Source organism: Caldococcus noboribetus (assembly GCF_055389385.1).
This window is the reverse complement of sequence record NZ_AP042475.1, coordinates 300,752-326,113: the sequence shown is the minus strand read 5'-3', so window position 1 is coordinate 326,113 and position 25,362 is coordinate 300,752. Positions and strand designations below refer to the sequence as shown.

Below are 25,362 nucleotides of genomic sequence, written 5' to 3'. Positions count from 1 at the left end.
ACACACCTGTACCGTTGGTGCCTTGAAAGCTATTTAGGCTTTTTAAGAGCTAAATGACTTCGAAGGCTTTGCTTACTCGGGCCTAGCTATATAAATGTTATTATCGTCCTCAATCACTTTTACTCTTACCTTTGAGCCAACGGGGGCTCTGGCACCAACTATTGAAAAGACCCTGGTGCACTCGGGATCAACTCCAAGCATCTCGTTCCTAAGCCATCCCTCGGAGACTACCATCAGGGTAACTTTGTCGCCTTTCTTATAGGGCTTGTCTATTCTGGAGGTCTGTCTGAAGCCCAGCTCCACTGGCGAGGGCGCTAACTTATAGCCAGTCTTAGCTTCAAGGTCTCTAAGGTAAGCATAGAATTTACCCCAACTCCACGGCCTAACTCCCGGGGGCCTCCTACCATACTTGTGTTCCTCATACTTTTGAGCTAAGACGCCAGTGGGCCAGCCGCTCCTGGAGCCAAGCCTAAGCTCTCTAGCCAAGCTAATTATGCGCGGCAGCTCGCTGTCGTTAAGCCCAGGTACAATCACAGGGGTAAAAACTATGTCAAGCTTTGTCTCCTCGATAAGCTTTCTAACAGTTCGGATTATGCTGTCAACGTTATACCATGGAACTCCAACCATCTTTCTGGCAAGCCCAGGGTCGATGGCATCAATGCTCAGGTTTATCCTATCAAGGCCCGCCTCATAGAGCCTCTTGCCTAGCTCTACTGAGAGGGAGCCTCCGTGAGTCTCTATGGCAACCCTCTTTATGCCTTTCTCCTGCTTTAGAAGCCTTACAAGCTCCACTATCAACGGGTTAGTAAGCGGCTCGCCAACGCCGTCTATGAGGGCCTCAACGTCGCCGCCCTTAGCCCTGGCCACCTCCCCTGCCCATCTGGCTAGCCACTCCACGTCATAAACCATGTACTCAGCGCTTCTGTGCCTTGAGCCAGGGCCAGCGTCAACGCTGCAGAATATGCAGTTATGGAAGCAGAGCGTGGAGGGCCTTACCTGTATAACATTAGACCCCCTCTCAATAACGCCAAAAGCTATGTGCCCCATGAGGGGGAAGTCCCTGTAAATCTTATAAAGAGTCCTGTTGTAAACCTTAGGGCCTTCCTTTATATCATATGCGCAATCGTACAAGGTCTTCACCTAGATGCTGACCCTCAGCCTCCTGATGGAGTAAAGCGGCCTGTCAACTCCTATGCCCTCGAGCAGCTCGCACAACTTGCAGAGGGCCTTTCCATCCGGAGTGGGCTCGCCGCACCTAATGCACCTTCCTAGGTCGCTTCTGGGTTTAATGCCGACGGCTATAGGCTCAAGAATTCTATCAAGGCTCTCCATAAAGTGGAGCAGCGCCCCCGGATGCTCACTCTCGTACTTGTAGAGCTCCCTTCTGACCTTGGCCCTAAGGGTTGGAAGTTGATATATGTAAGGGCACTCTGTCTCCTGTATATGATATCCCTTGAGGAATGTGAAGGTGGCGGTCTCCCATTCATAGATCTTACGGAGGGGCTTTATTCTTCTGACCAACATAGGGTCTTTGATGAGCTCTGCCAGAGGGTGCTGCCTCAGCAGACTCTCAAAGTCCCCTCTAAGTATGTTTATGACAGCGGTCTGGCTTTCATCGTCAAGATTATGTGCGGTGGCAAGCTTGTTGGCGCCTAGCTCCCTCGCATAATAATTCATTATCCTCCTTCTAGCTATGCCGCAATAAGTGCAGGCGCTGATGTGGGTGGAGCGCTCCTTAGCCTTGTACATAATTTCATCAACGCTAAGGCCAGTGTATTCCTTTATCGAGGTTACTATTACGTCAATGCCAAACTCCTTAGCGGTCGCCACTAGATATCGAGCATCCTCCTCCTTGTTATAGCCATGGATGCCCTCAATTATATTGAGGCCTATGAGCCTGCTACTCTTGTAAATTCTGCTCATTACGTCAAGCAGGGTGTAGCCGTCCTTGCCGCCACTGAGGGCCAGAAGAATGACGTCTCCAGGCTCTATCATTTTCCACCTTTCTACCTCCCGCTTAACTCTGGCAGTAATGTCTTCGAAGAAGCATTCGCGGCAAAGAGGCTCGCCCCTCTGAGGCTGGTAAACTTCGGCTTGTCTTAGGCCGCACCTGCTGCAGAGAGGCGGCAAGGCCTCTTCCTGAGGCTTAGCTATTATTTTAGACCTATTATACGTGTTTTCAATAAAGTGAATAAGCAGCGGTTGAACTTGCTTCTGGGGAGCTATGCCCAGTCAAAAGCCTTCTGCCGCGGTGCTAATCTTACTTTGGGGTTCGCCACCCCACGTCCTACTTGAAAGGAAGAGTTGCTCCCTTAAGTCAAGGTTTGCATGCGACGTGGCCCTGCCGGGAGGCCTTATAAGGGAAGGTGAAACCCCTGAGCAGGCCGCCTTGAGGGAGGCCTGGGAGGAGGCCTGGGTTCATCCAAGCTTAGTAAGGCTTCGTGGTAAGCTGGGAATCTTTAACACCCTCTCCGAGCCTAAGATTTATACGGAGGCCATAGTGGCCGAGCCCAGAGGCCCCATAGATCCAAGGCCAAGGGATCCGGAGGTGGACGCAGTCTTCTGGGTCAACATAAATAACCTGAAGGAGCCCGGTCCTGTAAAACATAGAAGGAGGGGGGCAGTATATGGAATACTTCTTGGCAACGATTTAGTTCTTTGGGGTTTAACTCTTAGAATACTCGAAAAACTTAGAGAGACGGCACCAGTTGATGAAGGTCATTAAAATGCTAAGGCTACGGGTACTTTACTTTAAGATTTAATGCTATGACTTTATATAAATCGTTAACCTGCTGGGGCAGCCTAATCGCGAAGAACTTTATTTCTAAGCTTGACAAATTCGGCCTGTACCGAGTGCAGGTAGTCCTCGCCAAGGCCCAGCGTTTTATATGAAGAGAGCAACAAACTGAGGTCTCTTAGGGCCTGCTCATTTAAGGGATTCTCTTGAAGAACCTTCAGCAAATCTGACATCCTGGAGGCGTAGGCCCTGGACACTTCATGATCGACTTTTAGGCTGCTGTTAGCCGCCCATTTGCTGAGCTCCATAATTATGGATGTGTTGAGGGGGCTCTCAGCCAGGAGCTGTAATATGGACTTCTCTACAAAATACTCTACCAGGTGCTCAAAGACCCTTGGGTAATCCATGCCAAGTATTCTCACGTATTGCATGAGTGGCATGTAGTTATCATAAAGGACGTCGAACTGATGTGAGAGGTCTATAGTTGCGCTCTCCATTACGTGGTTAAGTAATATTCTCTGCTCGTCCTTTAGGGATCTCTGAAGGTCTATAAAACCGTCACCAAACACAGAGCTAAGGTAGCTTACAAGATCGGGCATCATACCTTTAGAGAACATACTTGATATGGTTTTTTCAACATTCTCGTACTCCTGCATAGACGATATAGTCTTAGCGCCACCGAAAACGTCATACCATCCATAGTATATGGCCGCGAACATTATGTGATGGTAGGTCCACGTCACCCTGGATATGAGAGTTGCCACACCGCTTAGGGCCCTAAACCTTCCCAATTTGAGCGGTGAGAGCCTCTCTATAATGACTCTATATGAGTAGAAGTCTGTCTCCTGGGGCATCGATTCAAAGAGGAGCCTCATTGCAAGCATTGCAGCTATTTTCTCTGGCGTCATAGCGGCGCTCACGGCGAACTTCATATAGATGTCCTTTCCGGTCCCAGCGGAGGGATCGTTGGATTTTGCATTATCTAAAATTTCAAGAACTTTAGACTCTATGTCATTACCGGAAGTCTCCCTGAGAAGTTCTAGCGCCCTCCTCATGTGAAGCATTATTTGTATGGGCTCAGGCCTGTATATGTCCTCGAAGAACCAGGCGTCGCTTGACTGCATCAAGAGCGCCTGTCTCACCATCTCTAGAAGCCTTAGAGCTAAACTCTTGGATCTCTCATCAGTGACCCTGAGGTGCTCTTTAAGGAACTCCTCCGTGGCCTCTGAAGAAGAGTTTTCGGCCAGCACAGAACCGTAGTCTAATAATGCCTTCCTGGGCTCTGCAAACAACTCACTGCTAATCTTAAGGTACGAGTTCATAATCTCCGAGGCCACCAAATCTACAGCGGTTCTGAGGGGAGTCCTCCAGGCCTGAGTCCACCCAGGCCTTATATCGGAGCCACAGCCGCAGTTGCTCCTCCAGCGTTCAATGCCGTGTGGGCAGCTCCACGAGGTGTTCTCGGCTATCTCAACTTCATAGGCTGGTGGTGATATCTTGGAGTAAAACTCTGAGATGTTGGTGAGTGATATTCCATAACTAGGGGCTAGGGAAAAGGCCCTGGCCAGCTCTACCTCGCCCCCCTTCTTGTGATGCCCAAAGGTCTCTCCATCAACCGCTATTGTGACCAGCTGAGGCGATGGGCTGCCAGGGTCAAACGCCTCGAGGACTTTTCTGAGCAGGAGCTCACCGCTCTTAAGCGCATCGCCAAAGGCTACAAGGCCTGAGAGCCACTTATTATATAACACCACTCCTATCTCCTTTCCGGAGGAAAGTATGGCCTTATAGGTCACCCTGGTATTGACGCTCTTTTCGTCAACGGGCCTCTTAGGGCCTTCAGGTATCCTAACGGCCTTTGCCTGATTTGGCCCCAGGAGGACGAACTTTATCCCATAGTCGCTTAGAATTTCCAGCGTTAGGTTATCGACTGCGGCCTCAGGAAGCCAAAACCCTTCGGGTTCGCGCTCGAAGTACTTTTCAAAGTACTTTATCCCCCACGCTATGGCTGTCTCTCTGTACTCTCTGTTGGCCAAGGGCATTATGATGTGAGCGTAAGGCTGGGCCAGCGCATTTCCATGACCTGACCTATGAACCACGCTCTCCTTATCTGCCTCAACTATGCTATTAAGCACATTAGGGTACCTCTTGGCCAAGTAGTCAAGAAGAAGGGGGCCAAAGCTGAAGGTAAGATAGAGGTAGTTGTTGAAGAAATCTTCAACGAGGCCCTGCTCGTCCTCAAGCTTGGCCATAGCGTTGCTCTCGTAGCATTCCCTGGTTATGCGGTCGTTCCAGTCATGATAAGGTTTGACCGAAGGATCATAGTCTACCTCTTCAGTCCATGGGTTAAACCTGGGTGGTTGGTAGAAGTGACCGAAGATAGCCAGGTACCTGTTAGTACTCACAGCACTTGCGTCCATTTGCGCTCAGGGCGCTCTAACGCATGGACATTTAAAAGCATATTACTATATTTCTTCGCCTAACGGCTTAAACTAGTAGCTACCTACCTAGACTTTATTTTTAACTCTTGGGCTATGTGAGGACTTGACTTACGAGAGAAGTGGTGCCAATGCCAAGGTATCTAAGCTCTGAGAACCTAAAGGTGGCGTTTCTATTCGCTATCCCTTACTTATTATTCTTCTTGTCGTTTAGGGTGTTCGCCTCCCACTTTCTCTACGCGATGGCCGTTTCCACTGTGATTATGGCGCTCTTTTCCTTCGAGCTTTTCCCCGAGATAAGGAGCCTTTACAGGCCCTCCATCAGGAATGTAATTATGTCGCTTCCGTTCGCTGGCCTGGCCTACCTTCTCTTCTACCTAGGGTGGGTAGGCACTGTGTACCTTGGTCTTTCAAAGGGGGTGTACTTCATTTATGACATAGTGCCTAGAGTGCCCTTCTCTCTGCTCGCACTGGCCTCTATAGGGCTTTCAGAGGAGCCTTACTGGAGGGGCTTTGTGCAGAGGGTGTTCGTTGAGAAAAAGCTCAGGCTTAAGTGGCCTTTTGCTGCGCTCTTCTATGGCCTGGTTCACATAGTCACCGGGGATCCAGTGCTGCCCTTAGCGGCCTTTGTATTTGGTGTCGTAATGTCATGGGCTGCGGAGCGTTATGGGCTCACAACTTCATCGGCTGCACATGTTATATGGCTTTATGTGATACTCTATGCAATACCGGTAATAAGGCTTCCCTTACCTTAGTACCATCTCTTTGCCGCTGGCCCTGGCTCTGAAGACTCTGTAAGTAGGTGTCACGCTCCGTGGATGATTAGCTTTAACGACGTCAACGCGGCCAACGCTCGTGTTGAGCGGTGTTGACTTAAGCTTCTCTGGGTTGCTCCTTGCTAACTCCTCCGCCTCCTTCAACTTCTCTACGTACTTGTCTATGTTTTCCTTAGTCTCGGACTCTGTGAACTCGAACATTAGTGCCTCCTTAACTATGAGCGGGAAATACATTGTTGGCGCATAGAGGCCAGCGTCCAGAAGGTATTTGCTTACGTCCTCGGCAGTTACCCCAGTCTCGTTAAGGAGTGGTTCGGCGCTTATTACAGCTTCATGTTTCCTAGGCCTTGACGGCGCGTATGGAAGCGAGAACAGCTTAGTCTCCTTAAGGACCCTTGCCGTGAAGTAGTTGGTATTTAAGGTGGCTATTTCCCCAGCCCTTCTAAGGCCCTGAGGGCCTAGGGAAAGTATGTATGCGTAGGCCCAGATCAGCTGGGGCACGTTGCCAAGGAACGGCCTTACGGAGCCTGGGCTGTTTGAACCCCTCCACCTGACTCTGTACATATTGTTCTCATTGTCGTAGTACACGACAGGCCCGGGCAGCAGGTCGCTAAGCTTAAGGGAATCAGTAATAGGGCGGTCCTTAATGCACACCGGCCCGGCGCCTGGTCCTCCACCTCCGTGAGGCGTTGAGAAGGTCTTGTGAAGGTTTAGGTGAGCTATATCGAAGCCCATGTCTCCAGGCCTTGCGCGGCCCATTATGCCGTTCAAATTGGCGCCATCATAATATAGGAGCCCGTCAACGGCATGGACGTCCTTAGCTACGTCAAGTATCCTCTGCTCAAAGAGCCCGAGTGTTGATGGATTTGTTAACATGAGGCCCGCAGTTTGAGGCCCAAGAGCCGACCTGAAGGCTTCATAATCTAGGTTCCCATCGTCGGCCGTGGGTATCTCAACTACCTTGAAACCGCCCATGGCGGCGCTGGCAGGGTTTGTGCCGTGCGCCGAGTCTGGGATTATTATTTCATTTTTAACGTCGGCCTGGCCTTTAGCTACGTGGTAGCCCTTTATTATAAGGATCCCGGTGAACTCGCCCTGGGCGCCCGCTGCTGGGGAGAGGGTGCACACGTCCATGCCTGTTATTGCCTTTAGCCACTCCTGCAGCCCGAACAGGAGCTCAAGCAGGCCTTGGATCTTCTCCTCCGGCATAAGGGGATGCAGCATCTCAAGCCTTTCATCGAAGGCAAACTTAAGCCCTATGCGAGGGTTATACTTCATAGTGCAGCTTCCCAAGGGGACAGGGCCGTTGTCAACACCATATGACATCTCCGAGAGCCTAGTGAAGTGCCTTACAACTTCGACCTCGCTGACCTCTGGTAGCTCAGGCTCCTTCTCCCTGGCCATTTCTTGAGGCACCGGCAGGTCTCCGACCAGTTTCTTGAATTCATCGACAAGGCTTGAGAAGAGCAGGCCCCTCCGTCCCCTGTCAAGTTCATAAATTAGCGGCTCACTCCATGCAGACTGCCTGTAGCTCACTTTCTGGTCACCTCGTCTAGCGCATTCACTAAGAGGTCTATGTCTTCCTTAGTGTGCAGTTCGCTAAAGCTGAGGAGCCCCCAACTGCTCTTAGACCATGTAACATAGTTTGAGAGTGGGATGCCAGCCATTATTCCCTTGTCTAACAGGAGGCGCCAGATGTCATAGTAAGGCTTAGGGGTCTCTATTATGAAGTCAGCGAAGAACTCACCCTTCAGTGGCAGCTTAAAGCCATGCCTTGAGATGACGGCGGCCGCGTAGTGCGACCTGTACCTTATTGCCTCAGCCAGCTCCTTGATCCCCTTGGGGCCCAGGAGTGACATGTAGACGGCAGCTGCTATTGCGTTGAGCGCGGCATTAGTAGTTATGTTGCTAGTAGCTTTGGACCTCCTTATGTGCTGCTCCCTGGTCTGAAGTATCATTGCAAAGGCCCTTGAGCTTCCATCCTTGGACGTGGTCAGACCTATTATCCTGCCTGGCATCTGTTTTATGAGGGAACCGTCCCACCTGACAGCCATTATGCCAAGCGTCGAACCACCTGCATAGAGACCTAAGCCGAGCGGCTGGCCCTCCCCGACTGCTATGTCGGCTCCAAGCTCGCCGGGCGGCTTATATATTCCTAAGGCTAAGGGGTCCACGCCTACTATGAAAAGCGCGTCGCTGTCATGGGCTATCTCGGAGATGTCTTTGGCATTCATGTCGATGATTCCGGTGAATGTGTATGGAAGCTCTAAGTAAACGGCGGAGGCTTTTCCCTTGCCCGTCTTTGCCTTGAGGTCCTCAACGTCAGCGTAGCCATTTTCTTTGTCAGTGGCGTAAAAATCTACCTCTATTCCCTGGGGCCACGTATATGCCTTAAGGGTTGACAGATGAAACGGGTTAATCACGTCAGGCACTAGCACGCGCTTTACTCCCTTGACCCTCACTGCCATCAGGGCTGCCTCCCCGAGGGCGCTGGCCCAGTCATACATGCTTGAGTTAACTACGTCCATTTCGAGTAAGTCGGCCATAAGGCTCTGGTACTCAAAGAGCGCCTGAAGAAGCCCCTGGCTGATCTCCGCCTGGTAAGGCGTGTAAGCCGTTAAGAACTCGCCGCGAGTCACTATCTCCCTAACCACCGGAGGAACGTAGTGGGGCCTTAGTCCCCCTCCAGCAAAAGGAGGGGCCTTTAGCTTAGCATTTTTGTCAAGAAGGTTGTCAATGATCCTAGAGACCTCCACCTCACTCAGAGGCCTTCCGGCACCTATTTGCATGGAGCTCCACTTGTCCTCATCTATTAGAAGCTCCCTGGGTATGTCGGAGTATAGGTCGTCTACGCTTTTGACACCTATGGTAGACAGCATCTCCTTGATGATATTGTCGGAGGAGTTAGGTATCCATGGATAGCTCATGCCCTAGCCCCATGCTGTATAGGTCTGGTAATTTTTAAACTTGAAATAAAGGCTCTCTCGAAGAACCCCAAATCATAAAGGTTCCAAAACTTCATCAGCCGGCCTCGAGGGACCTTATCCTGCGGGCCGACGCCCTTTGAAGCAGGTAGGCTACCAGGAGGACTGCTGCAAGGACTACCAAGGATATGCCGTAATAGATTATGTTGCTATTGGTAGTTCTTTGTTTAACATTAAGGGCTAACATTACATACATGGCAGACGACCAGGTAAGTGGCGACGTAGTAGGTAGAGGAAGCCCCGTGTTGGGGTCTATGGCCTCCGGCAACAGCCCATGCTGGGAGTGGTTATAGGCCCATAACATTAAGTTAAGGGCTGCAGTATAGTTGCCTATATCAGAGTAGTAGAGGCCAAGGAAGAGGGTAGTGATTATCCAGGGAGGCATCGGGCCACTACTGTCAAAGAGATATTCGTCGTAGTGATAATCATCGCCATAGAACCTGGCCAGTCCTCCGACCTTCTCATTCCACAGACTTCTCAGGATTGTGTACACGTCCTCTCTTACGACATTCTGGGGCCACAAAGATATGTTAAACGAGAGGGGGAGCAGTGATGAGGAACTTATCAGTGGCGGCTGCGGATTAAGCAGCACTTCAGAGCCGTTGGGGGTATAGAGCACTACCTGACTCAGGTCTGAGTAAAATGATGAGCCGTTCCAGAAGTACTCGTATATGCTCTTGTTGAGAAGCGAGGCAGCGTAGTATATCTTACTAACGTTGTACCCCAGATATGAAAGCATATTGGCTGAGTCTAGAAGTCCCATGAGGTTAAAGGCTTGAGTCCAGAAGTGGTATCCAAGGCGATCTTCCCATACGCTGAGGTCCTCAGGGACTAGGTGAAGCTTTGAGCCAAGGATCCATGAGAGCTGCGCGTTTACGCTCTTATTTATGAGTGTTAGCATGGTCTCTAAGAAAGTAATGTTGTGCGTTAGCAGGAAATACTGGTAAATACCGACTTCTACTATGCCTACGCTGTCAAGTTCAGGTATGCCAAAGGACTGGTCAGGCTCACCGCTGTAGAAGTTGTAGCGGGTAAACCAAACTCCGCTCCTATACTGGGACGCATTAAGCAGCCATAGCCAATACTTAAGAGCGCTGTTGAGATGCCCGGAGTCTTGCAGCGCAATAGCGGCAAAGGATGAGTCCCTGACCCAACTATAGAGGTAGACTGGACTTGGCGAGGCGGCGAACGTGCCTAGGTAGGGGTTCTGATCATCCTTTAGTATTAGCAATGAAAGATAGTACTCCCTCGCTAGTGGGTTAGAGTTTAATCCTATGGGTCTCCTAGACTTGAAGAGCCATGAATTCACCTTCAGCTCGTTGTAGTTTATGATATTGCTAATGTCATTGTCACATGAAGAGTTCAGCGAAAGTTCTATGTAACTGGGTCCTTTGCCCACGGTAATGGTAATCAACGTGTAATTAGCCTCACTAAGTGTAGACACGCTATTGTTGCTGCAGAGCTCTGCATAGAAGTTATAGCTGTACATGAAGACTTTAGCGACATTCCTGCTTAAACTAACGTTGGACCGCGTTGAGAAGTTTACATAGGCTGTGAAGGGAGCCTTAGAGCGGATTATCGCTAAGAGCAGGTTGCTAGCAGGCGGGGCCAGCAGCTGCAGTTCACCGTAGTCATCATATATTATGATGCTATTGTTAACACCTAGATACGCCTCAGTGGAGAGTCCAGTTTCAAAATGTATTGATATGGGTAAAATGCCTAGGGGGCCCACATAGAAGTTAGTCACTGTAGGCTCGCTATTTATGAGTCCGTCCATTGAAGCGTTAGGAATCGGTATGCCCGTATAGACAAGGAAGCTCGAGTTTGCCCAATTGCTTAACATAAGGAAGGACGGCGAGAGGTTTGTAGCGGAGGGCCCAACTCCTATGCCGCGTGCTACTGGGACTATCAGGGTAGCGACCAAGAGTCCTACAAGGAAAAGCCCTAAGCCCCTCGCTAGCAAGGCAGCTCCTGATCCGTCGTCAACTTAGAAGCTTTTAACCCTAATTGCGCTAGCTTCAGTGGATGCTAAGCCTCTGGGCTTAGGGCTAGCCCCCTAAAAAGGCACCTTAAGCGTAGCTCACTTCGGGGATCTGGGTGAGCGACCCAATAATCGATCTCTTGGAGCTATTCAAAGAAAAGGGTCCCCTCTCGCCGGGGGATGTCTCGCAGCAACTTAACATGCCAAAGTACAAGGCTCTTGCCATGGTTTCATGCCTAAGCAACATGGGATTATTGGAGCCGCTTTACGTAAAGGGCAGCTATAAGATCTATAAGATAAGCTTGGTAGGGCAACAATTCCTTGAGAAAGCGGGGAAAGCGGGTACCGCTGCAGCAGCTATGGAGGACATTCTGCTAGCTCAGCAAGCTATCCATGAATCTCAACAGGATAAAGAGGCCGCTACGGCATAAATGAAGGTTTATACTTAAGGTTTATTATCGGTACAACTACCCAGCCTGGTCTGCTTCTATCACTCAGCTCCACTTTCTCGCCACTCTCGTCAACCTTTAGAAGGACGTACTTGTACCTCATCTCGTCTCCTGTAGGCTTTGAGCGGAAGTAGTATATTATTGGTATGCCGTAGTACTTGTAGTAATCCCGATAAGTGGTCTGTATAAAGTAATAGACGGAGTCTGATTCAAAATACCTATATATAGGCATAACTATGGCATAGGAGGTCATGGTAGTTGCAAGCCTTACTATATCCGAAAGCGAATCGACCTCGACAGTAAACGTCTTGGGGATCTCTTCCGTATCGAAGCCACCGCTCTCAAGTTAAGGAGATAAGGATTTTAAACATTCAAGTATGAGACTAAATTTGTGCGGGGGTGCCCGAGCCTGGCCAAAGGGGACGGGCTTAGAACCCGTTGGCGTAGGCCTGCGTGGGTTCGAAGCCCACCCCCCGCACCACAGGTTCAGGGCTTGCGCGATGGGCTCTCCGTTTATGCTAATATACTTCCTTCCCTTTTCTCTTTTCTCTGTAAGGGCTAGCTTAGCAAGCGCTCTATGAAAGTGAAGTTATAGCTAAGCGAGATCAACCTTCCTTTGTCGACCCACCTGATGGCTGGGCGCCTGAGGGCGGGGCCTTTGCCTGAGCTTTGGACTCTAGACTCTTCACCTTATAAATGGCGGAGGACCAAACTCTGTCACTTATCTTGATGCCGTTCTTCTCAAGGGACTCCTTTATCCTGTTCAAAAACTCCTCATAGCTTAGTGACTCCCTTGCAGTGCCAAGGTCCACGTTTACTACCTTGCGGGAGGCAGGCTCTAAGACCCTTACCACGTCGCTTACTTGGCCCTTCCTTGAGTACCTGTAGACGTCAAGCTCTCTTAATCCAAGCAGCTCAAGGAGTGCTCTATAGTAGGTGAACTGGGCTCCTTTGCTCACTTTCGCCTGCACCTCTACTACCGCAGGCCCCCTCCCCTATATAAAAGGCTTCTAGCATATTGGTGAAGTACATGAGGGTAAGCGTAAGCATGGACTTCGTGGCGGGCATTGTTAGGTCTCTCGGCAAAAACTACGTGACCCCAAAGGATTTAAGCGAAGCCATGGGCGTCTCAACTAAAACTGCAGGGAAAATACTGAAGGCCTTAGAGAGCAGGGGGTACGTGGCAAGGTACTCAAACAGGGCCTATAAGGTGTTGAGGGGCTCACGGCCTCCTGAGGACGAATACCATGCGTCTACGCTGATAGTCAGGTACCCTGAGGACCCGTCCATCCCTTACTAGGTCTGCCAGCGCCTTCCTTAAAGGCCTCCTGTCACCGCTCCATGAAAGCCTTTGTACTATCTCTTCAAACGTCAGGCCTTGGTCGCCGAGCACCGAAAGTATGGATCTCTTAAGTTCTTCATCTTCCACCAAATGGCATCCCAGAAAGGGGTGAGGCTTGAAGGGTTAAGAATGCTATGCGCTGAGGTTCCTGTTCTCCTCCCTCAGCACGTCGGCTATGATCTCTACTGCCTTCATCATCAGCTCATCGCTTATTACTAGCGGTGGGGCTATCCTTATTGTTGACAGGCCGGCACCTATTACTACCACGCCGCGCTTGAACGACTTCTCTATGACGTTGGCAAGCTCCTTGGTGGCGGGCTCCTTAGTGCGCCTGTTCCTGACGAGCTCCACGCCTATCATAAGTCCCTTGCCCCTGACGTCTCCAATTATCTCAAGTTCGTCCTTGAGATCGTTGAAGTACTTAATAACTTCATTGCCAAGCTTTGTGGCGTGATCCAACAGGTTCTCCTCCTTAATAACGTCAATTACGGCGCTCATTGCAGCCGTGGCTATAGGGTTGCCTCCGAAGGTGTTCGCGTGGCTCCCCTTGGTGAGCGCGGCCGCCACGTCGCCGCGGGCCACCACTGCCCCCAGGGGCAGGCCCCCACCTATTGCCTTGGCCAGGGCCATTATGTCTGGCTTAACCCCCCAGTGCTCTATTGCAAACCACTTGCCGCTTCTTCCCATACCTGCCTGGACCTCGTCATCTATTAGGAGTATCCCGTACTTGTCAGCTATTTTCCTGAGCCCTGGGAGGAAATTGTCAGGTGGCACTATGTAGCCTCCTTCACCCTGTATGGGCTCCACGACTATTCCGGCCACCTCCGTGGGATCCACGAGCTTGGCAAATATCCAGTCCTCTATGTAGCCAAGGACGGCCTCACCACACTCCTTGGGGTCGTCCGTCCTGAAGACACAACGGTATGGGTACGGGTAGGGCACGTGTATGACTCCGGGCATCAGGGGGCCGAAGCCTTTCCTGTAGTGGGCCTTGCTTGCGGTGAGCGAGAGCGACCCCATGGTCCTTCCGTGGAAGGCCCCTAGGAACGCTATGAAGTACTGCCTTGAGCCTCCGAAGAAGTACCTGGCAAACTTAAGCGAACCCTCTATGCTTTCGGTGCCGCTGTTGGTGAAGAACACCTTTCCATTGTTGACGGGCGATACTGTTAACAGCTTCTCGGCAGCTGTGACTGCGCTCTCATAATAAAAATCTGTAAGCGAATAATGCTGAAGCTTCTCAGCCTGCTCCTTTATGGCCTGGACCACCTTCGGGTGGCTGTGGCCCACGTTCATGACCGCTATGCCGGCGTTGAGATCTATATACTTATTTCCATCGACGTCCTCAACAATGGCTCCATGGCCTTCCTTGACAACTAGCGGAACCCACCTAACATAAGACTGCACAAGAACTTTTGAGTCCTTCTCTATTATGCTCCTGGCCACTGGGCCAGGGGGCTCGACCCTTATCAGCGGCGCCTCTGACAACCCGAACACCAAGAGTTAATAGCGCCAGAGGTTTATCTATTAAAGGTGAGGAAACGTTGCCAAAATACGAGTTTGAGCTTGTAGAGGAGTATTTTCTGGAAGGAGAACATAGGTACAGGCTAAAAGTGAAAGGAACTAATTTAATTGTAAACGTAGCTGCTGACACATTAGAGGAGGCCGCCTCTAAGGCAGCTGGCATCTTAGAGCAGAGCGGCGCCACGGAGTTCATAAAGCTAAACGGCGTTAAAACAGATCAAGGTGACAAGGCGCCGCAGGCCAAGACTTAAGTCCAAGGAAGGGCTGTCATGACGGCGGCCCTCTCCTGTTGCTGATCTCAGCATCGGACTCTATTGACCTGTGAGGCCATATCTGCGAGTCTATTATTACTGCATTGTCGCCTATTATTACGTCATTACCTATGTAGCTGTTAATTATCTTCACATTGTTTCCTATGGCCACATGCCTTCCAACTACACTTGACTCAACCGTAGAGTTGTCGCCCACTATGCTCCTGTCCATCACTATAGACTTAGTTATCCTGGCCCCAGACTTAACTATAACGTAGTTATCTATGATGGAGTCCGTAATGGAGGCTCCATCCTCCACTGATACGTGCCTTCCTATAAGTACACGTCCGCTGAGGTCTATTCTCTTTTGGGCCGACCTCTCTACTAAGTCCAGGTGATCCTTCTTAGACCTAGAGCTAAACCCCATCATGTATATGGTGTCGTGATAAACAGTGGCAACGCCAAGCCTCTCTGGCGGCAGCGACTCAAGGAGATAAAAGGAGGCCTTCACAAAGCTCTCTATAGTGCCTATATCAAACCAGTAGCCATTTAGGGGGTACCCCACAACTTTATAACCCTTAGCTATAAGGTAAGGTATAACGTCTCTTCCAAAGTCCCCCTTACCCTGTTTCACAAGCGACGCGAACTCGTCGGACCTGAGGAACTTGACCAGGTCCTGTGACAGGAGGTATATGCCTGTATTAGCTAGATTTGATGGCGCCTTCTCAGGGTCCGCAGGCTTCTCTACAAAGGACTCTATCGACCAGTCGCTCTTCAACTTAGCTAGTCCCAGCTGTCTCAGGGACTCCTTGTCGTCGACCCTCTTGAGGGCTATAGTCATGAACGCGTCGTTGGACTCATGAAACTTGGCTAGCTCACCGACGTTAAGGCTCGCCACAGTGTCTCCTTGGACAACTAGTATATCATCATTTATATCGTAGTAATTAGCCAATATTGAAATTGAGTGCGCATTGCCCACGCTTGTTACGTTAGGCTGATACCTAAGTTTGAGCACCAGCCTCTTACCGTCTGGGGATCTTACGGAGAACCTCTCCCCAAGGTGGTCGTAGACGTCCCTGTAGTTATAAAAGCCGCTAACCCCAAGGAATACCTCCCCAATGCCCTGAAGCGCAAGTTCATCAAGTATGAAGTCTATTACGAACCTGTTGAGGAACCTAACCATAGGCTTCGAGGTGTCAACGGTAAATGGGTAAAGCCTTGTCCCCAGGCCCCCAATTGGTATAGCGGCTTTCTTTACCTCTGGTATTCCGCCCACCAGTTATTTCCTAGACTTTTAGTACTTATAAGGGTTCGTAACGTTTCATAAAATGAAACAAGTGAGATGTGTTCAACGTCGAAACACCTTGGTCAGCACTTTTTGGCAAGGCCTAAAGCCGCAGCTAGGTTCAGGCCGAAGACTTCCTGAAGCCACTTGTCCAAGTACCCCTCGCTTATCGCCTTATTTATGAAATCCTTGTGTGGCGCGCCAAGGGCTGAGACCAGGTCTGGGATGCTGCACACCTTGGCTACCTCAGTCCCGCCAGGATTGTAGAACCTGAAGCAGAGGTCGTCAGGCAACCTTACTTTAACCACTGCGCAGGGGCTCTCCTTGAGCCCATTCCTTATCATGAGGCCCAGGAGCTCCAACGCATAACTGTAGGTTAGAAAAGAATCATAGGGGTCCCCAAGGTAACTGAAGTACCTGTGGACCTCCCCCTCATTGCCAGGCTTAGTAGCCATGTAGTAAAGGTTATCGCTAACCGAGAGAAGCCTCCAGGAGCGTAGATAATCGCCGCCCAGCGCGCGGGCGAAGTAATAGTATTTCCTCAGCACGTCAAACGCTTTCCTCTGCATGCCGTTCCCTAGCCACGCGCTCAGGTCCCTTTCATCAGCCCAGCTTATGGTGGACCAGGGAGGCACGTCAAGGTACCCCCTGGGCTCGAGGTTTACAGCTTCAGAGGCCTTAAGGAACTTGACGCCGCGCTTTGAAAGCTCCACGGGCAGCCACCTTAAAAACTCATGAATGCCGCTCTCGGGCCAGTGGTGTTCGCCAAAGGTCTCATAGTCGAGCGCTACAACAACCAGGTCGCCCGGCGTGCTGGCAACCCATGAGGCGTACTTATCAGCTGTGAGCGGGTACTCGTTCCACTGCCTGTCGCTGAACCTAAAGCCTATGTCGTCGCTTAGCCTGTAGTTTCTGAGCAGGAGCCTAATGCCGCAGAGCGGATTCTGGTAGACATAGTTAGGCGACCTCCATCCAAGCAGCCAGTCGACCCCTTCAGTGATAACGCCCTTAAATCCAAGCCTCTGAAACTCGCAGCCTATATCGTTGTTATATATAAATTCTGTGTTTTCAGCTACTGAAGGGTTGACGCCAAACGTCTCCCTCACAAGATCTGTTTGAGCCTTAACCTGGTCTTCAAACTCCGACTTATCAATAAACCACGCCAGGGAGTGATAGTAAGTCTGTGCCGCAAGCTCAAGCGTGCCGTTGTCAACGAGCTTTCTGAGGAGATCTATAACTTCTCCGTGCTCCTTCCTGAGCTGCTCCAAGAGTATCCCGCTTATGCTCATAGTGACCTTGAGGTCCTTTACTTTCTGTGAGGCCTCATACAGAATCTTGGTCGCGGCAAGGTATGTTCTGGATACAACCCGTGATAGTATTTCTGAGTTGCCCGCAGCATCTATGGCTTCGTTAAGGCTGGCAGGCAAATTGCTTGGGCTGTAAAGTGACAGTTTCTTCAGCCGAAGAGGCTGGTGCAGCTCGAAGAACAGCACTATGCGGGAGGTCATGACGATATCGCCCTATAGTAGGCCATCTGCCTAGCCTTTTCATAGCACTGAAGCAGCTGCTCCGCAGTGGACTCGGGCCGGAACCTTGCATTTACGTCACTTATTGCAAACTCCCTAATGTCATTTTCAAGCGTGGGGTTCTTCTTGGCCATGGACTTAAGCTGCTCCATGGGTATGCGCTCCACATCGTGATCCCACATAATATGGGACAGGGACTCCATCGCCAGGCCCAGCTCATATGGGTCCTCAGGCTTAGTTAGCAGTCCATCCCCCTTGCCAGATCTTAGGTCAACAACTATCTCTTTGAGCCCTCCCACGGCTGACGCTATGACGGGAGTTCCCACGGCCAGGGACTCCACGGCCACAAGCCCAAAGGGCTCCCAGCGCGAGGGCACCAAGGTGGCCGCGGCGAGCCTTATCATGGCCTTATATGCGTGGTCGGGCACCCTATTTGACGATATGAGGACCCTTCCCCTGCGCTCTTCAGCCAGCCTTTTGATGTACTGTTCATAGCCATAATCGCCCACAGGTATCCCAAGTACGATCAGAGACGCCGATGGGGCGTAGTCCAAAGCCCTTATAGCTATATCTATGCCTTTCTGAGAAGTTAGCCTGCCTGCCACTATGAACACGGCCAGGTTCCTGTCTATTTCGTTGAGCCATGAGCCGGGCTTCACATACTTGTCTATCAGTTCGAAGAGAACCTGACGATCAGCAGCGCCATAGTTGCTTTCTATCCACTTCTCGACGTCCTTAAGGTCCCATTCCGTGCTGTTATAGGCAACGCACGACTTACCCCCTATCCAGTCGCCGTACCTCCTCTTAAGCTCCTCATTCAGGTAGCTATAGCTTACGGTCTGTATGGCATCAGCTTCTATGACTCCAAAGGCTTCCACATTACCACCCACTGAGTCCCACACGGCCCTGTTGCTTGCAGGCTCATGCCTGTAGACCCTCCACACAAGGTGAGGCTCATCGTCAAGCCCTGACCACTCCGGCGAGGCGTAGTGCCATGGAAAACTTGGGGAACCGCTGAGATGTATGGTGTAAAGCACGGGCACTGCGTAGCCCCTCTTCTCGAGCTCGTCACGTAATGATATTCCTGCCAGCACGGTGTGCCAATCGTTGACGTGTATGATGTCAGGCTGGATCTCTATCCATGAGAACGCCTTTACAGCTCTAGTCATGAGGGCTGCCTTCTCTTCAACGTAGGCGTAGGGGTTCCACGAGTCGAATATGACACCAGTTGAGTAGTCGAGTCCCTTGAACATAACAACCCTGAAACCCTCTATGAAGGCCTCCTCAGCGCCAAGACAATAGTTATAGCTGTTGCCGTCAACGCCCCTCCGGCTTCCGCACACTGCAAAGTCCAGTGGCCTTAAGTTATACTTAGTTCTGATGCCGAGGTCAAGGTGTCTCCCATGAGAAGGCATGAGAACAGTCACTTCAATGCCTTTCTTGCTTAGGTACTTTGCGTACTTGAAGACTGCCTCGCCAAGGCCTCCGACCTTAACCAACGGCGAGAGCTCGAAGGTCAGGATCCAGGCCCTCTTTATCGAGCGAGGCGCTACCAAAGCCCTTGGAGGCAAGCTTAAACCCATCTATATGCCAGGAGTCGCGTGGATTAAATTCTAATAGTAATAGGAGACCTGAAGGGATTAGCCATTGAGTTGTTTGGACATTGCATTATAGTTAGGGTGCCAAGATTAAGTAGCAGGCTCAGGGGAATCCTCGTCCCCTTAACTATCTTTTCGAAAACAAGCGCTGTGCCTAGCCATATCCTATCCCAGTACTTCCTCCCTAAACGCCTCTCGCTGCTCCTGACCTTGGGGCACTTAAGCCTGATATAGCCAAGGCCGTCTATGAACGGCGTATGTCCATGATATAGGAAGCGTATGGTAACTTTATTCAGGCCTGCAAGATTGTACTCACACAGGTCGTAGTGAACTCTCGCATAGGCGAAGAGTAACTTATACTCGTCCCCATAGTTTTTAGCAAACACCAGCTCTATGGGCTCGTACTCGGCCTTGCCGTCGCCTCTATAGATAGAAAATGGAAACCAGGAGTAGAGCGTGAGGCCCACGAGGCCCAGCTCCTCGTTGATAAAGTCTGGCCACGCGGTCACCTTGAACTCTGTCGCAGGATTCACGTTTCTAGGTATTTCGACCTCGGCCATGTACTTGTTTATGAGAACATCTATGAGGTGCCGGGAGAGCGATGCCAACTTAGGCAGCTCTCTCCTGAACGCCTCCTGATCACTTATGGCCAGCTTCAGGGATGTGGGTATGCCGTCAATGTCGGGTATACGGCCCTTTAAGTTGCTGCACTCTCTAATCAGCGCGTCCGCGTCAGGACTTCTGAGCACCCGCGGGCACCTGCGAGAGACGGTAGTAGACTCTCTTTCTAGTCTTGCCTCTGTTCTCTACAGTAACTACCTCTATGCGGCCCACTTCACAGGTGTTCCTAACATGCGGGGCTCCGTCGGCCTGTATGTCAACTCCTGGTATCTCAACTATCCTGAGCTTGTCAACGGCTGGAGGCAGCCTTCCGGCAAGCTTCACTATGCCAGGTATTTGCATCGCCTTATCGCGGTCAAGCCAGTAGACCTTAACTTCGATGCACTTGCTGAGCACACTGTTGGCTTCTTCCACGGCACTTAGTATCGCCTGTCTCCAGTTCTCAACGCCGCTCAGGTCGAAGTCGTCCTGAGCCTCATCAGGCCTTATGTGCCCGCCGGTTATCTTGGCTCCATATTTGTTATAGAGAATAGCTGCCAGGACGTGACTTGCTGTGTGAAGTCTCATCATGGAGTACCTTCTCTTCCAGTCTAGGATGCCCTTTACTCTATCCCCGGGGGTCAGCTGGACGGGAAGCTCTGTTATATGGGCTACGTCATCGCCATCTTCAACAACATTAACAACCTTTACCGTCGAGCCTGACGGCAACACTAGGAGGCCCGTGTCGGTGTCCAGGCCCCCCGAGGGTCCTGGATGGAAGGCCGTGGCGTCTAGGTACACTTTATTTTGATCAACCTTAGTTACAGTGGCCTCGAACTCCTTCAGGTATGAGTCCTCTTGGTAGAGTAGCCTTACCATTAATCACACACCTCAGGTGTGGAGCCGCCGGCGGGACTTGAACCCGCGACCACCGGCTCTCTCGACCTCGGCCTTGGCCAGAGCCCATACGAGGCCGGCGCTCTACCGGCTGAGCTACGGCGGCCCGCTTGTTAGCCATAGGGTGGGCCGTTATTAATACTTCGCTCCTGCTGCTACTGGTTAAGCTGTGTATCCCACCATGTGTACCTAATCGGTTTTATAAAGCTTCAAACGTAGAATACGTAGTGCTTTAAAGCTTCTGACTTATTTTAACAAATAGGCCGAGCAGTTTGATTGACGTAACAAGTAAATTCTCAAGCGGAGTGAAGTCCCTAAGGCCCTCAGAGATAAGGGAGATTTTAGCGCTGACGGAGAACAAGAAGGTTCTAAGCCTCGCCGGAGGGCTGCCGGGCCCCGAGGTCTTCCCGAAGGAAGAGCTCGCTGCAATAGCGTCAAGGGTCATAGAGGAGCTTGGGGACAGTGCCCTTCAGTATTCACCCACCTTAGGCGTCATGCCGTTCAGAGAGGCAGTTATAGACTTTGTGAAGGGCAAGGGCGTCAAAGTCACTGATAACGACAGGGTTGCCGTGACAACCGGAAGCCAGGAGGCGATATACCTACTTGCAATGACGCTGATAAACCCAGGTGATGGCATTATAGTTGAGAGCCCCACTTATCTGGCTGCCCTAAACGTGTTCAGGTACTACGGGGCCAACTTCATATCTATACCCTTAGATGAGAACGGCATGCGGACAGACCTGCTGGAGGACAGCATCAAGAAGGCTAAGGAGAACGGCATCAGAGTTAAGATGATATACACGGTTGCTACGTGCCACAACCCAACAGGCGTCATAATGAGCGACGACAGGAGGAAGGAGCTAATGGAGATAGCCAGCAAGTACGACCTGTTAGTGATAGAGGATGACCCTTACAGCTTCTTTGTGTTCGACGATAATATAAAGTTCACTCACCTGAAGACAATGGATGACGAGGGTCGTGTGATATACCTTGGTACTTTCAGCAAAATACTGGCCCCTGGGCTGAGGCTTGGGTACATGATAGCCGACAGGCAGCTCGTTAGGGCCGTCGAGCTGGCAAAGCAGATGGTTGACCTGCACTCATCCACGCTTTCCCAGTACATAGCGCTCTACGCAATAAAGGAGGGCGTGGTCGACAGAACAATAGAGAGGGCCAGGAAGTCATATAAGGAGAAGAGGGATGTCATGATAGATGCCTTAGAGGAGTACATGCCTAAGGGCAGCCACTGGTTCAAGCCAAGGGGTGGACTCTTCGCCTTCATATACCTGCCAGAGGGGGTTGACACCTCAGACATGTTGCAGATGGCTATAGACAGGGGCGTTGCGTACGTGCCGGGCAGAAGCTTCTTCAGCGATGGCGGCGGCGCAAACGCAATGAGGATAAACTTCAGCTATCTGCCACCCGATAAGCTGAGGGAGGGGATAAAGCTCATAGCAAACACTGCCATAGATTATCTAAAGGCCAAGGGTAGGACGACATCCTGAGAGGGCTCAGAGCTCCAGACCTTCATCATTTTTTATCAGGTAAACAACCTCCTCATGGCCCTGGCGCGCTGAGGCTTGGAGAGTTCTTATCTTCAGCGCGGACTCTTAAGTGATCAACGCTTATGGTCGCGGTATTCCAGACGTCAATAGCTTGCAGAGGTCTTTGAACACAACAATTTATTATTACGCGGTGTTCACGCATACTTGGCGTGAAGAGGCTCGAAAGGGCTGACATCAGGATGAAGAACCCGCGCAGGGCTGACCGTAAAGTCTGCTGGGAGAGCTTTGCTTAGGGGTGTACGTGCGTGAAGTTCCTGGTAACCGGGGGTGCAGGCTTCATAGGCTCTCACTTGGTAGAACTGCTCATAGAGGAAGGCCATGAAGTCACTGTTGTTGATAACTTGAGCACAGGCAGACTTGAGTTCCTGAAGGACGTGATTGGGAACCCCCGCCTCAGGTTCATTAGGGCTGACCTGACTAACCCTGAGGTGGCCAAGGAGGTCACCAAGGGGGTCGAGGCTGTGGTACACCTGGCGGCGAACCCAGAGGTTAGGATAGGATCGCAGAGCCCTGAGTCCATATACGTCCAGAACGTTCAGATGACCTATAACATACTTGAGGGCATGAGAGCCAATAGAGTGAAGTCCATAGCGTTCGCCTCGTCCTCCACAGTCTACGGGGACGCCACTGTCATACCCACGCCTGAGAACTACGGTCCCTGTTATCCGATCAGCGTGTATGGGGGCTCCAAGCTGGCCTCGGAAGGGTTGATAAGCGGCTATGCCTTTACCTTTGACTGGACCGCAGTGTCCTACCGGCTGGCAAACGTAGTAGGTCCTAGGTCCACCCACGGGGTCATATATGATTTTATAAACAAGCTCAAGAGGGATCCCACGCGACTTGAGGTCCTGGGCGACGGCACGCAGAGCAAGAGCTATGTACACGTCAGCGACACAGTAAGGGCCATGTATCAGCTCTTCATGAAGGCCTTAGAGAAGGGGGTAAGGTATGAGGCCTTTAACATAGGCACCCCGGATAGGGTCTCAGTGCTTGAGATAGCCCACATAGTGGCTGAGACCATGGGCCTAAGCCCTCAGATATACACGACCGGAGGAGTTGATGGAGGAAGGGGGTGGAAGGGTGACGTAAAGGTAATGCAGTTGTCCATAGAGAAAGCCGTAAGCTGGGGCTGGTCCCCTCAGATAGGGAGCAGCAGGGACGTCATAAGGAGGGCAGTAACTGAGGTCCTAAGCGGGTTCAAAGCTTAATTTTCCCCGCAACTAAACCTGAGCCAGGTGCCGCGGTAGTATAGTCCGGCCCAGTATGCGGGCCTTTCGAGCCCGTGACCCGGGTTCAAATCCCGGCCGCGGCACCAGGAGTCAGTTTCTCTTGAAGTATGAGCTGAACTCAATGTGGCTTAACTGAGGTCAGAAGAATTTGATTAAAGATTCGAGCTTCCAACTTCACGTCATTATGATAGTCGCAGTTAAGATTCTTAGTAGGTAAGCCTTAGCTTAAAGCAACCTAAGTGAGACAAACACACTTAACCCCAACCGAGGTACAAAGTCTACCGGAGCCGGGGTGGCCGAGCGGTCCAAGGCGGCGGGCTGCAGTGGCTCGTGGAGACCCGTTAACTCCCGGGTTCGAATCCCGGCCCCGGCTCCAACTTGGTAAACCTAAAGGTTCACTACTGCCAGGCCTTCGCGTTTTATGCATATCTTAGACTCTCCTGGCATAACATGGTCTTCTGCAAGCCCCGTCACCTTGAGATTGCCTACCCTGGCCACGGCCCTGCGGACACCGTCAAGACCAACGTATATCTGTTCAACAAAGCCATCAAGGGAGATGCCGTCACACTTAGGATCTCCTCCAATTAACACGAAGTTATACCTGGTCGCCAGCGCCCTGCTGCTGTCGCATAGCTGCGAACTAATAGCGTTACATGGTATTATGTTGTCATAGCCCAGGTAGACAGCTGCCTCTGCCTTGACTGGGTTCCTTAATGCCGTCTCTACATCCCCTAGGTCGATAAGCTTCCCGCCGCTCATGAAGAGAAGCCTTGACGCCAGCCTAAGGAGTTTGCTTATTGAGTGACTCACAATAATAGTGGTTATTCCGAACTCCTTAGTTACGTGGCGTATGATATCTATGAGCTCCTCAACCGATGTGGGATCTAGATTTGAGGTCGGCTCGTCGAGGAGCAGGAGCGACGGCCTGACTATAACAGCCCTCGCTATGGCTACCCTCTGCATCTGACCCCCGGAGAGCTCGCTTACCCTTCTGTCCAGGAGCTCAGCTATGTGAAGCCTCTCTGCCATCTCTCTGACTAGCTTCTCCCTCTCCTTCCTCGGCACTCCCCTTACTTTAAGGCCAAACTCCACGTTGTCCCTGACGCTCATGTTATCAAAGAGGGCGGTGCTCTGGGGCACGTAGCCTATGTTCCTCCTGTTAATTGGCATGTAGGTCGAATCAACGCCGTTTATTATAATTTTGCCCTCTATGGGCCTGTAGAAGCCAAGAATGGTCTTCAGCAGCGTCGTCTTGCCGGCTCCGTTGGGGCCGAAGACTAATGCCACCTCGCCCCTCTCAAGCTCTAGGCTAATAGGGCCAAGCGTGAAGTTACCCACCTTAGCCACTAGGCCCTCAAGCTTAAGCGCCGAGGCCAGCCTTGGACCCCCTCCTTGCCTCGAGGAGCATCCTTGCGAGCACAAATATACCTAAAACCACTACTAGCATGGCGGCGGAGAACTTGGCAGCCTCTATAATTCCAATGCCTACGTAGGCCTCATAGATCGCAACAGGGGCCGGATAAACAAGGGACTTGCCAAGGTAGACCTCATATGCTACTATGAAGAGCGCGCCGGCCTCGGAGGCGGCCCTGGCCCATGACGTTAACGCTCCCCCAGCTATGGACCTCTTTATCTTGGGCAGGACCACACTGATGAAGGCCCTTGCCCTGGAGGCTCCTAGACTCATCGCTGTGAGCTCAAGCTCCGGGTCAAGCATATTGATGGCCGACTCCACCACCCGCACGGTGTAAGTTGCCGAGACATACGTAACTGCCATGGCGGCTCCCAGCAACGTGTCAACTACGTTAATGTGAAGCCTGTGAAATATGGGGCCAAGTCCCACGTACCAGGAGAACGCAAGGACTATCATGACGCCTACTATTATGTGGGGTATCGCTATTGGTAGGTCTATGAGCGACTCGACAATGCTTTTGCCCTTGAAGTTATAGCGGCTCATCAGGTACGCCAGGGGAACCCCAAAGATGACGGAGGCTGCGGCAGCTATGGTTGACGTTATTATAGTGACCAGCAGCGCGAGCTCGAAGCTCCTTACCTTAAGCGCCTCTTCAAGCCCGCTGCTGCCAACTAACAGCAGTACAGCTATTGGGTACGAGAAGAAGATCAGGAGGAGGCCCCCTATAATAGCAAAGAACAAGACAAAGAGGCTTAGCCTGGGCCTAACCAAG

The 25,362-nt window shown here is 51.3% G+C and carries 23 protein-coding genes and 4 tRNA genes; 10 read left to right on the top strand and 17 right to left on the bottom strand.

What is annotated here, in order from left to right:
* Positions 1-72: 72 nt before the first annotated feature.
* Together ACZ5GQ_RS01730 and ACZ5GQ_RS01725 are read right to left on the bottom strand one after the other, a co-directional pair.
* Entirely contained in the window at positions 73-1,140 is a 1,068-nt protein-coding gene (locus tag ACZ5GQ_RS01730; protein ID WP_498856934.1) for a radical SAM protein, read from the bottom strand.
* On the bottom strand, positions 1,141-2,130 hold the full coding sequence (locus tag ACZ5GQ_RS01725; protein WP_498856933.1) for a TIGR00269 family protein: 990 nt from the start codon (positions 2,128-2,130) through the stop codon (positions 1,141-1,143).
* A 121-nt stretch (positions 2,131-2,251) separates the two neighbouring features.
* Between ACZ5GQ_RS01725 and ACZ5GQ_RS01720 the strand changes: the two genes are divergently transcribed.
* Positions 2,252-2,725 (top strand): NUDIX hydrolase, encoded by a 474-nt coding sequence (locus ACZ5GQ_RS01720; protein ID WP_498856932.1) that lies wholly within the window; start codon positions 2,252-2,254, stop codon positions 2,723-2,725.
* A gap of 77 nt (positions 2,726-2,802) precedes the next feature.
* On the opposite strand, the gene ACZ5GQ_RS01715 is transcribed toward ACZ5GQ_RS01720, so the two are convergent.
* The gene (locus tag ACZ5GQ_RS01715; protein ID WP_498856931.1) at positions 2,803-5,154 is read right to left on the bottom strand and encodes a DUF3536 domain-containing protein; all 2,352 of its coding nucleotides are present in this window, start codon (positions 5,152-5,154) and stop codon (positions 2,803-2,805) included.
* A gap of 221 nt (positions 5,155-5,375) precedes the next feature.
* On the opposite strand from ACZ5GQ_RS01715, the gene ACZ5GQ_RS01710 reads away from it, so the two are divergent.
* A complete protein-coding gene (locus ACZ5GQ_RS01710; RefSeq protein ID WP_498856930.1) occupies positions 5,376-5,927 on the top strand; it encodes a CPBP family intramembrane glutamic endopeptidase in 552 nt (183 codons plus the stop codon).
* Here ACZ5GQ_RS01710 and gcvPB read toward each other — a convergent pair.
* From gcvPB to ACZ5GQ_RS01695, 3 genes are all read right to left on the bottom strand, one after another.
* On the bottom strand, positions 5,919-7,484 hold the full coding sequence (gene gcvPB / locus ACZ5GQ_RS01705; protein ID WP_498856929.1) for a glycine dehydrogenase subunit 2: 1,566 nt from the start codon (positions 7,482-7,484) through the stop codon (positions 5,919-5,921). The genes ACZ5GQ_RS01710 and gcvPB overlap by 9 nt on opposite strands.
* A complete protein-coding gene (gcvPA, locus tag ACZ5GQ_RS01700; RefSeq protein WP_498856928.1) occupies positions 7,481-8,875 on the bottom strand; it encodes a glycine dehydrogenase in 1,395 nt (464 codons plus the stop codon). Before gcvPA ends, gcvPB begins: the two co-directional genes overlap by 4 nt.
* Before the next feature lie 94 nt (positions 8,876-8,969).
* A complete protein-coding gene (locus tag ACZ5GQ_RS01695) occupies positions 8,970-10,895 on the bottom strand; it encodes a glycoside hydrolase family 15 protein (protein WP_498856927.1) in 1,926 nt (641 codons plus the stop codon).
* Positions 10,896-11,029: 134 nt separating this feature from the next.
* Here ACZ5GQ_RS01695 and ACZ5GQ_RS01690 point away from each other — a divergent pair, with 134 nt between their 5' ends.
* Positions 11,030-11,344 (top strand): helix-turn-helix domain-containing protein, encoded by a 315-nt coding sequence (locus ACZ5GQ_RS01690; RefSeq protein ID WP_498856926.1) that lies wholly within the window; start codon positions 11,030-11,032, stop codon positions 11,342-11,344.
* Here the strand turns inward: ACZ5GQ_RS01690 and ACZ5GQ_RS01685 are convergent.
* Positions 11,334-11,615, bottom strand: coding sequence for a hypothetical protein (locus ACZ5GQ_RS01685; protein ID WP_498856925.1), 282 nt, complete (start codon positions 11,613-11,615; stop codon positions 11,334-11,336). The genes ACZ5GQ_RS01690 and ACZ5GQ_RS01685 overlap by 11 nt on opposite strands.
* Before the next feature lie 140 nt (positions 11,616-11,755).
* Between ACZ5GQ_RS01685 and ACZ5GQ_RS01680 the strand changes: the two genes are divergently transcribed.
* Positions 11,756-11,843 (top strand) — tRNA-Leu (locus ACZ5GQ_RS01680).
* A 124-nt stretch (positions 11,844-11,967) separates the two neighbouring features.
* Here the strand turns inward: ACZ5GQ_RS01680 and ACZ5GQ_RS01675 are convergent.
* Positions 11,968-12,333: a hypothetical protein gene (locus ACZ5GQ_RS01675; RefSeq protein WP_498856924.1), complete on the bottom strand. Its 366-nt coding sequence runs from the start codon at positions 12,331-12,333 to the stop codon at positions 11,968-11,970.
* Between the two features lie 59 nt (positions 12,334-12,392).
* Here ACZ5GQ_RS01675 and ACZ5GQ_RS01670 point away from each other — a divergent pair, with 59 nt between their 5' ends.
* Positions 12,393-12,662 carry a MarR family transcriptional regulator gene (locus ACZ5GQ_RS01670; RefSeq protein ID WP_498856923.1) on the top strand — a complete coding sequence of 90 codons (270 nt, stop codon included), beginning with the start codon at positions 12,393-12,395 and terminating at the stop codon, positions 12,660-12,662.
* A gap of 174 nt (positions 12,663-12,836) precedes the next feature.
* Here ACZ5GQ_RS01670 and ACZ5GQ_RS01665 read toward each other — a convergent pair whose 3' ends face one another.
* Complete coding sequence (locus ACZ5GQ_RS01665; RefSeq protein ID WP_498856922.1) at positions 12,837-14,198, bottom strand: acetyl ornithine aminotransferase family protein; 1,362 nt, start codon at positions 14,196-14,198, stop codon at positions 12,837-12,839.
* A 47-nt stretch (positions 14,199-14,245) separates the two neighbouring features.
* Here ACZ5GQ_RS01665 and ACZ5GQ_RS01660 point away from each other — a divergent pair, with 47 nt between their 5' ends.
* Positions 14,246-14,476: a hypothetical protein gene (locus ACZ5GQ_RS01660; RefSeq protein ID WP_498856921.1), complete on the top strand. Its 231-nt coding sequence runs from the start codon at positions 14,246-14,248 to the stop codon at positions 14,474-14,476.
* Between the two features lie 16 nt (positions 14,477-14,492).
* Here the strand turns inward: ACZ5GQ_RS01660 and ACZ5GQ_RS01655 are convergent, their stop codons facing one another.
* The 6 genes from ACZ5GQ_RS01655 to ACZ5GQ_RS01630 all read right to left on the bottom strand — a co-directional run bounded on the left by ACZ5GQ_RS01655 (position 14,493) and on the right by ACZ5GQ_RS01630 (position 20,488).
* Positions 14,493-15,752, bottom strand: a complete 1,260-nt coding sequence (locus ACZ5GQ_RS01655; protein WP_498856920.1) for a nucleotidyltransferase family protein — start codon at positions 15,750-15,752, stop codon at positions 14,493-14,495.
* A 92-nt stretch (positions 15,753-15,844) separates the two neighbouring features.
* Positions 15,845-17,269 (bottom strand): glycoside hydrolase family 57 protein, encoded by a 1,425-nt coding sequence (locus ACZ5GQ_RS01650; RefSeq protein WP_498856919.1) that lies wholly within the window; start codon positions 17,267-17,269, stop codon positions 15,845-15,847.
* Positions 17,266-18,843 (bottom strand): glycogen/starch synthase, encoded by a 1,578-nt coding sequence (locus ACZ5GQ_RS01645; protein ID WP_498856918.1) that lies wholly within the window; start codon positions 18,841-18,843, stop codon positions 17,266-17,268. Before ACZ5GQ_RS01645 ends, ACZ5GQ_RS01650 begins: the two co-directional genes overlap by 4 nt.
* Before the next feature lie 50 nt (positions 18,844-18,893).
* The gene (locus tag ACZ5GQ_RS01640) at positions 18,894-19,634 is read right to left on the bottom strand and encodes a hypothetical protein (protein ID WP_498856917.1); all 741 of its coding nucleotides are present in this window, start codon (positions 19,632-19,634) and stop codon (positions 18,894-18,896) included.
* Positions 19,618-20,364, bottom strand: a complete 747-nt coding sequence (gene alaXM / locus ACZ5GQ_RS01635) for an alanyl-tRNA editing protein AlaXM (protein WP_498856916.1) — start codon at positions 20,362-20,364, stop codon at positions 19,618-19,620. The genes ACZ5GQ_RS01640 and alaXM overlap by 17 nt, the downstream gene beginning before the upstream one ends.
* Before the next feature lie 19 nt (positions 20,365-20,383).
* Positions 20,384-20,488, bottom strand: a tRNA-Thr gene (locus ACZ5GQ_RS01630).
* A 166-nt stretch (positions 20,489-20,654) separates the two neighbouring features.
* Between ACZ5GQ_RS01630 and ACZ5GQ_RS01625 the strand changes: the two genes are divergently transcribed.
* The 4 genes from ACZ5GQ_RS01625 to ACZ5GQ_RS01610 all read left to right on the top strand — a co-directional run bounded on the left by ACZ5GQ_RS01625 (position 20,655) and on the right by ACZ5GQ_RS01610 (position 23,552).
* Positions 20,655-21,887: an aminotransferase-like domain-containing protein gene (locus tag ACZ5GQ_RS01625; RefSeq protein WP_498856915.1), complete on the top strand. Its 1,233-nt coding sequence runs from the start codon at positions 20,655-20,657 to the stop codon at positions 21,885-21,887.
* A 305-nt stretch (positions 21,888-22,192) separates the two neighbouring features.
* Positions 22,193-23,155 (top strand): NAD-dependent epimerase/dehydratase family protein, encoded by a 963-nt coding sequence (locus ACZ5GQ_RS01620; protein WP_498856914.1) that lies wholly within the window; start codon positions 22,193-22,195, stop codon positions 23,153-23,155.
* A 29-nt stretch (positions 23,156-23,184) separates the two neighbouring features.
* A tRNA-Glu gene (locus ACZ5GQ_RS01615) sits at positions 23,185-23,262 on the top strand.
* Between the two features lie 200 nt (positions 23,263-23,462).
* Positions 23,463-23,552: transfer RNA gene (locus ACZ5GQ_RS01610), tRNA-Cys, on the top strand.
* Positions 23,553-23,563: 11 nt separating this feature from the next.
* Here ACZ5GQ_RS01610 and ACZ5GQ_RS01605 read toward each other — a convergent pair.
* Together ACZ5GQ_RS01605 and ACZ5GQ_RS01600 are read right to left on the bottom strand one after the other, a co-directional pair.
* Positions 23,564-24,598: an ABC transporter ATP-binding protein gene (locus ACZ5GQ_RS01605; RefSeq protein ID WP_498856913.1), complete on the bottom strand. Its 1,035-nt coding sequence runs from the start codon at positions 24,596-24,598 to the stop codon at positions 23,564-23,566.
* Positions 24,537-25,361, bottom strand: coding sequence for an ABC transporter permease (locus tag ACZ5GQ_RS01600; RefSeq protein ID WP_498856912.1), 825 nt, complete (start codon positions 25,359-25,361; stop codon positions 24,537-24,539). Before ACZ5GQ_RS01600 ends, ACZ5GQ_RS01605 begins: the two co-directional genes overlap by 62 nt.
* Position 25,362 lies beyond the last annotated feature (1 nt).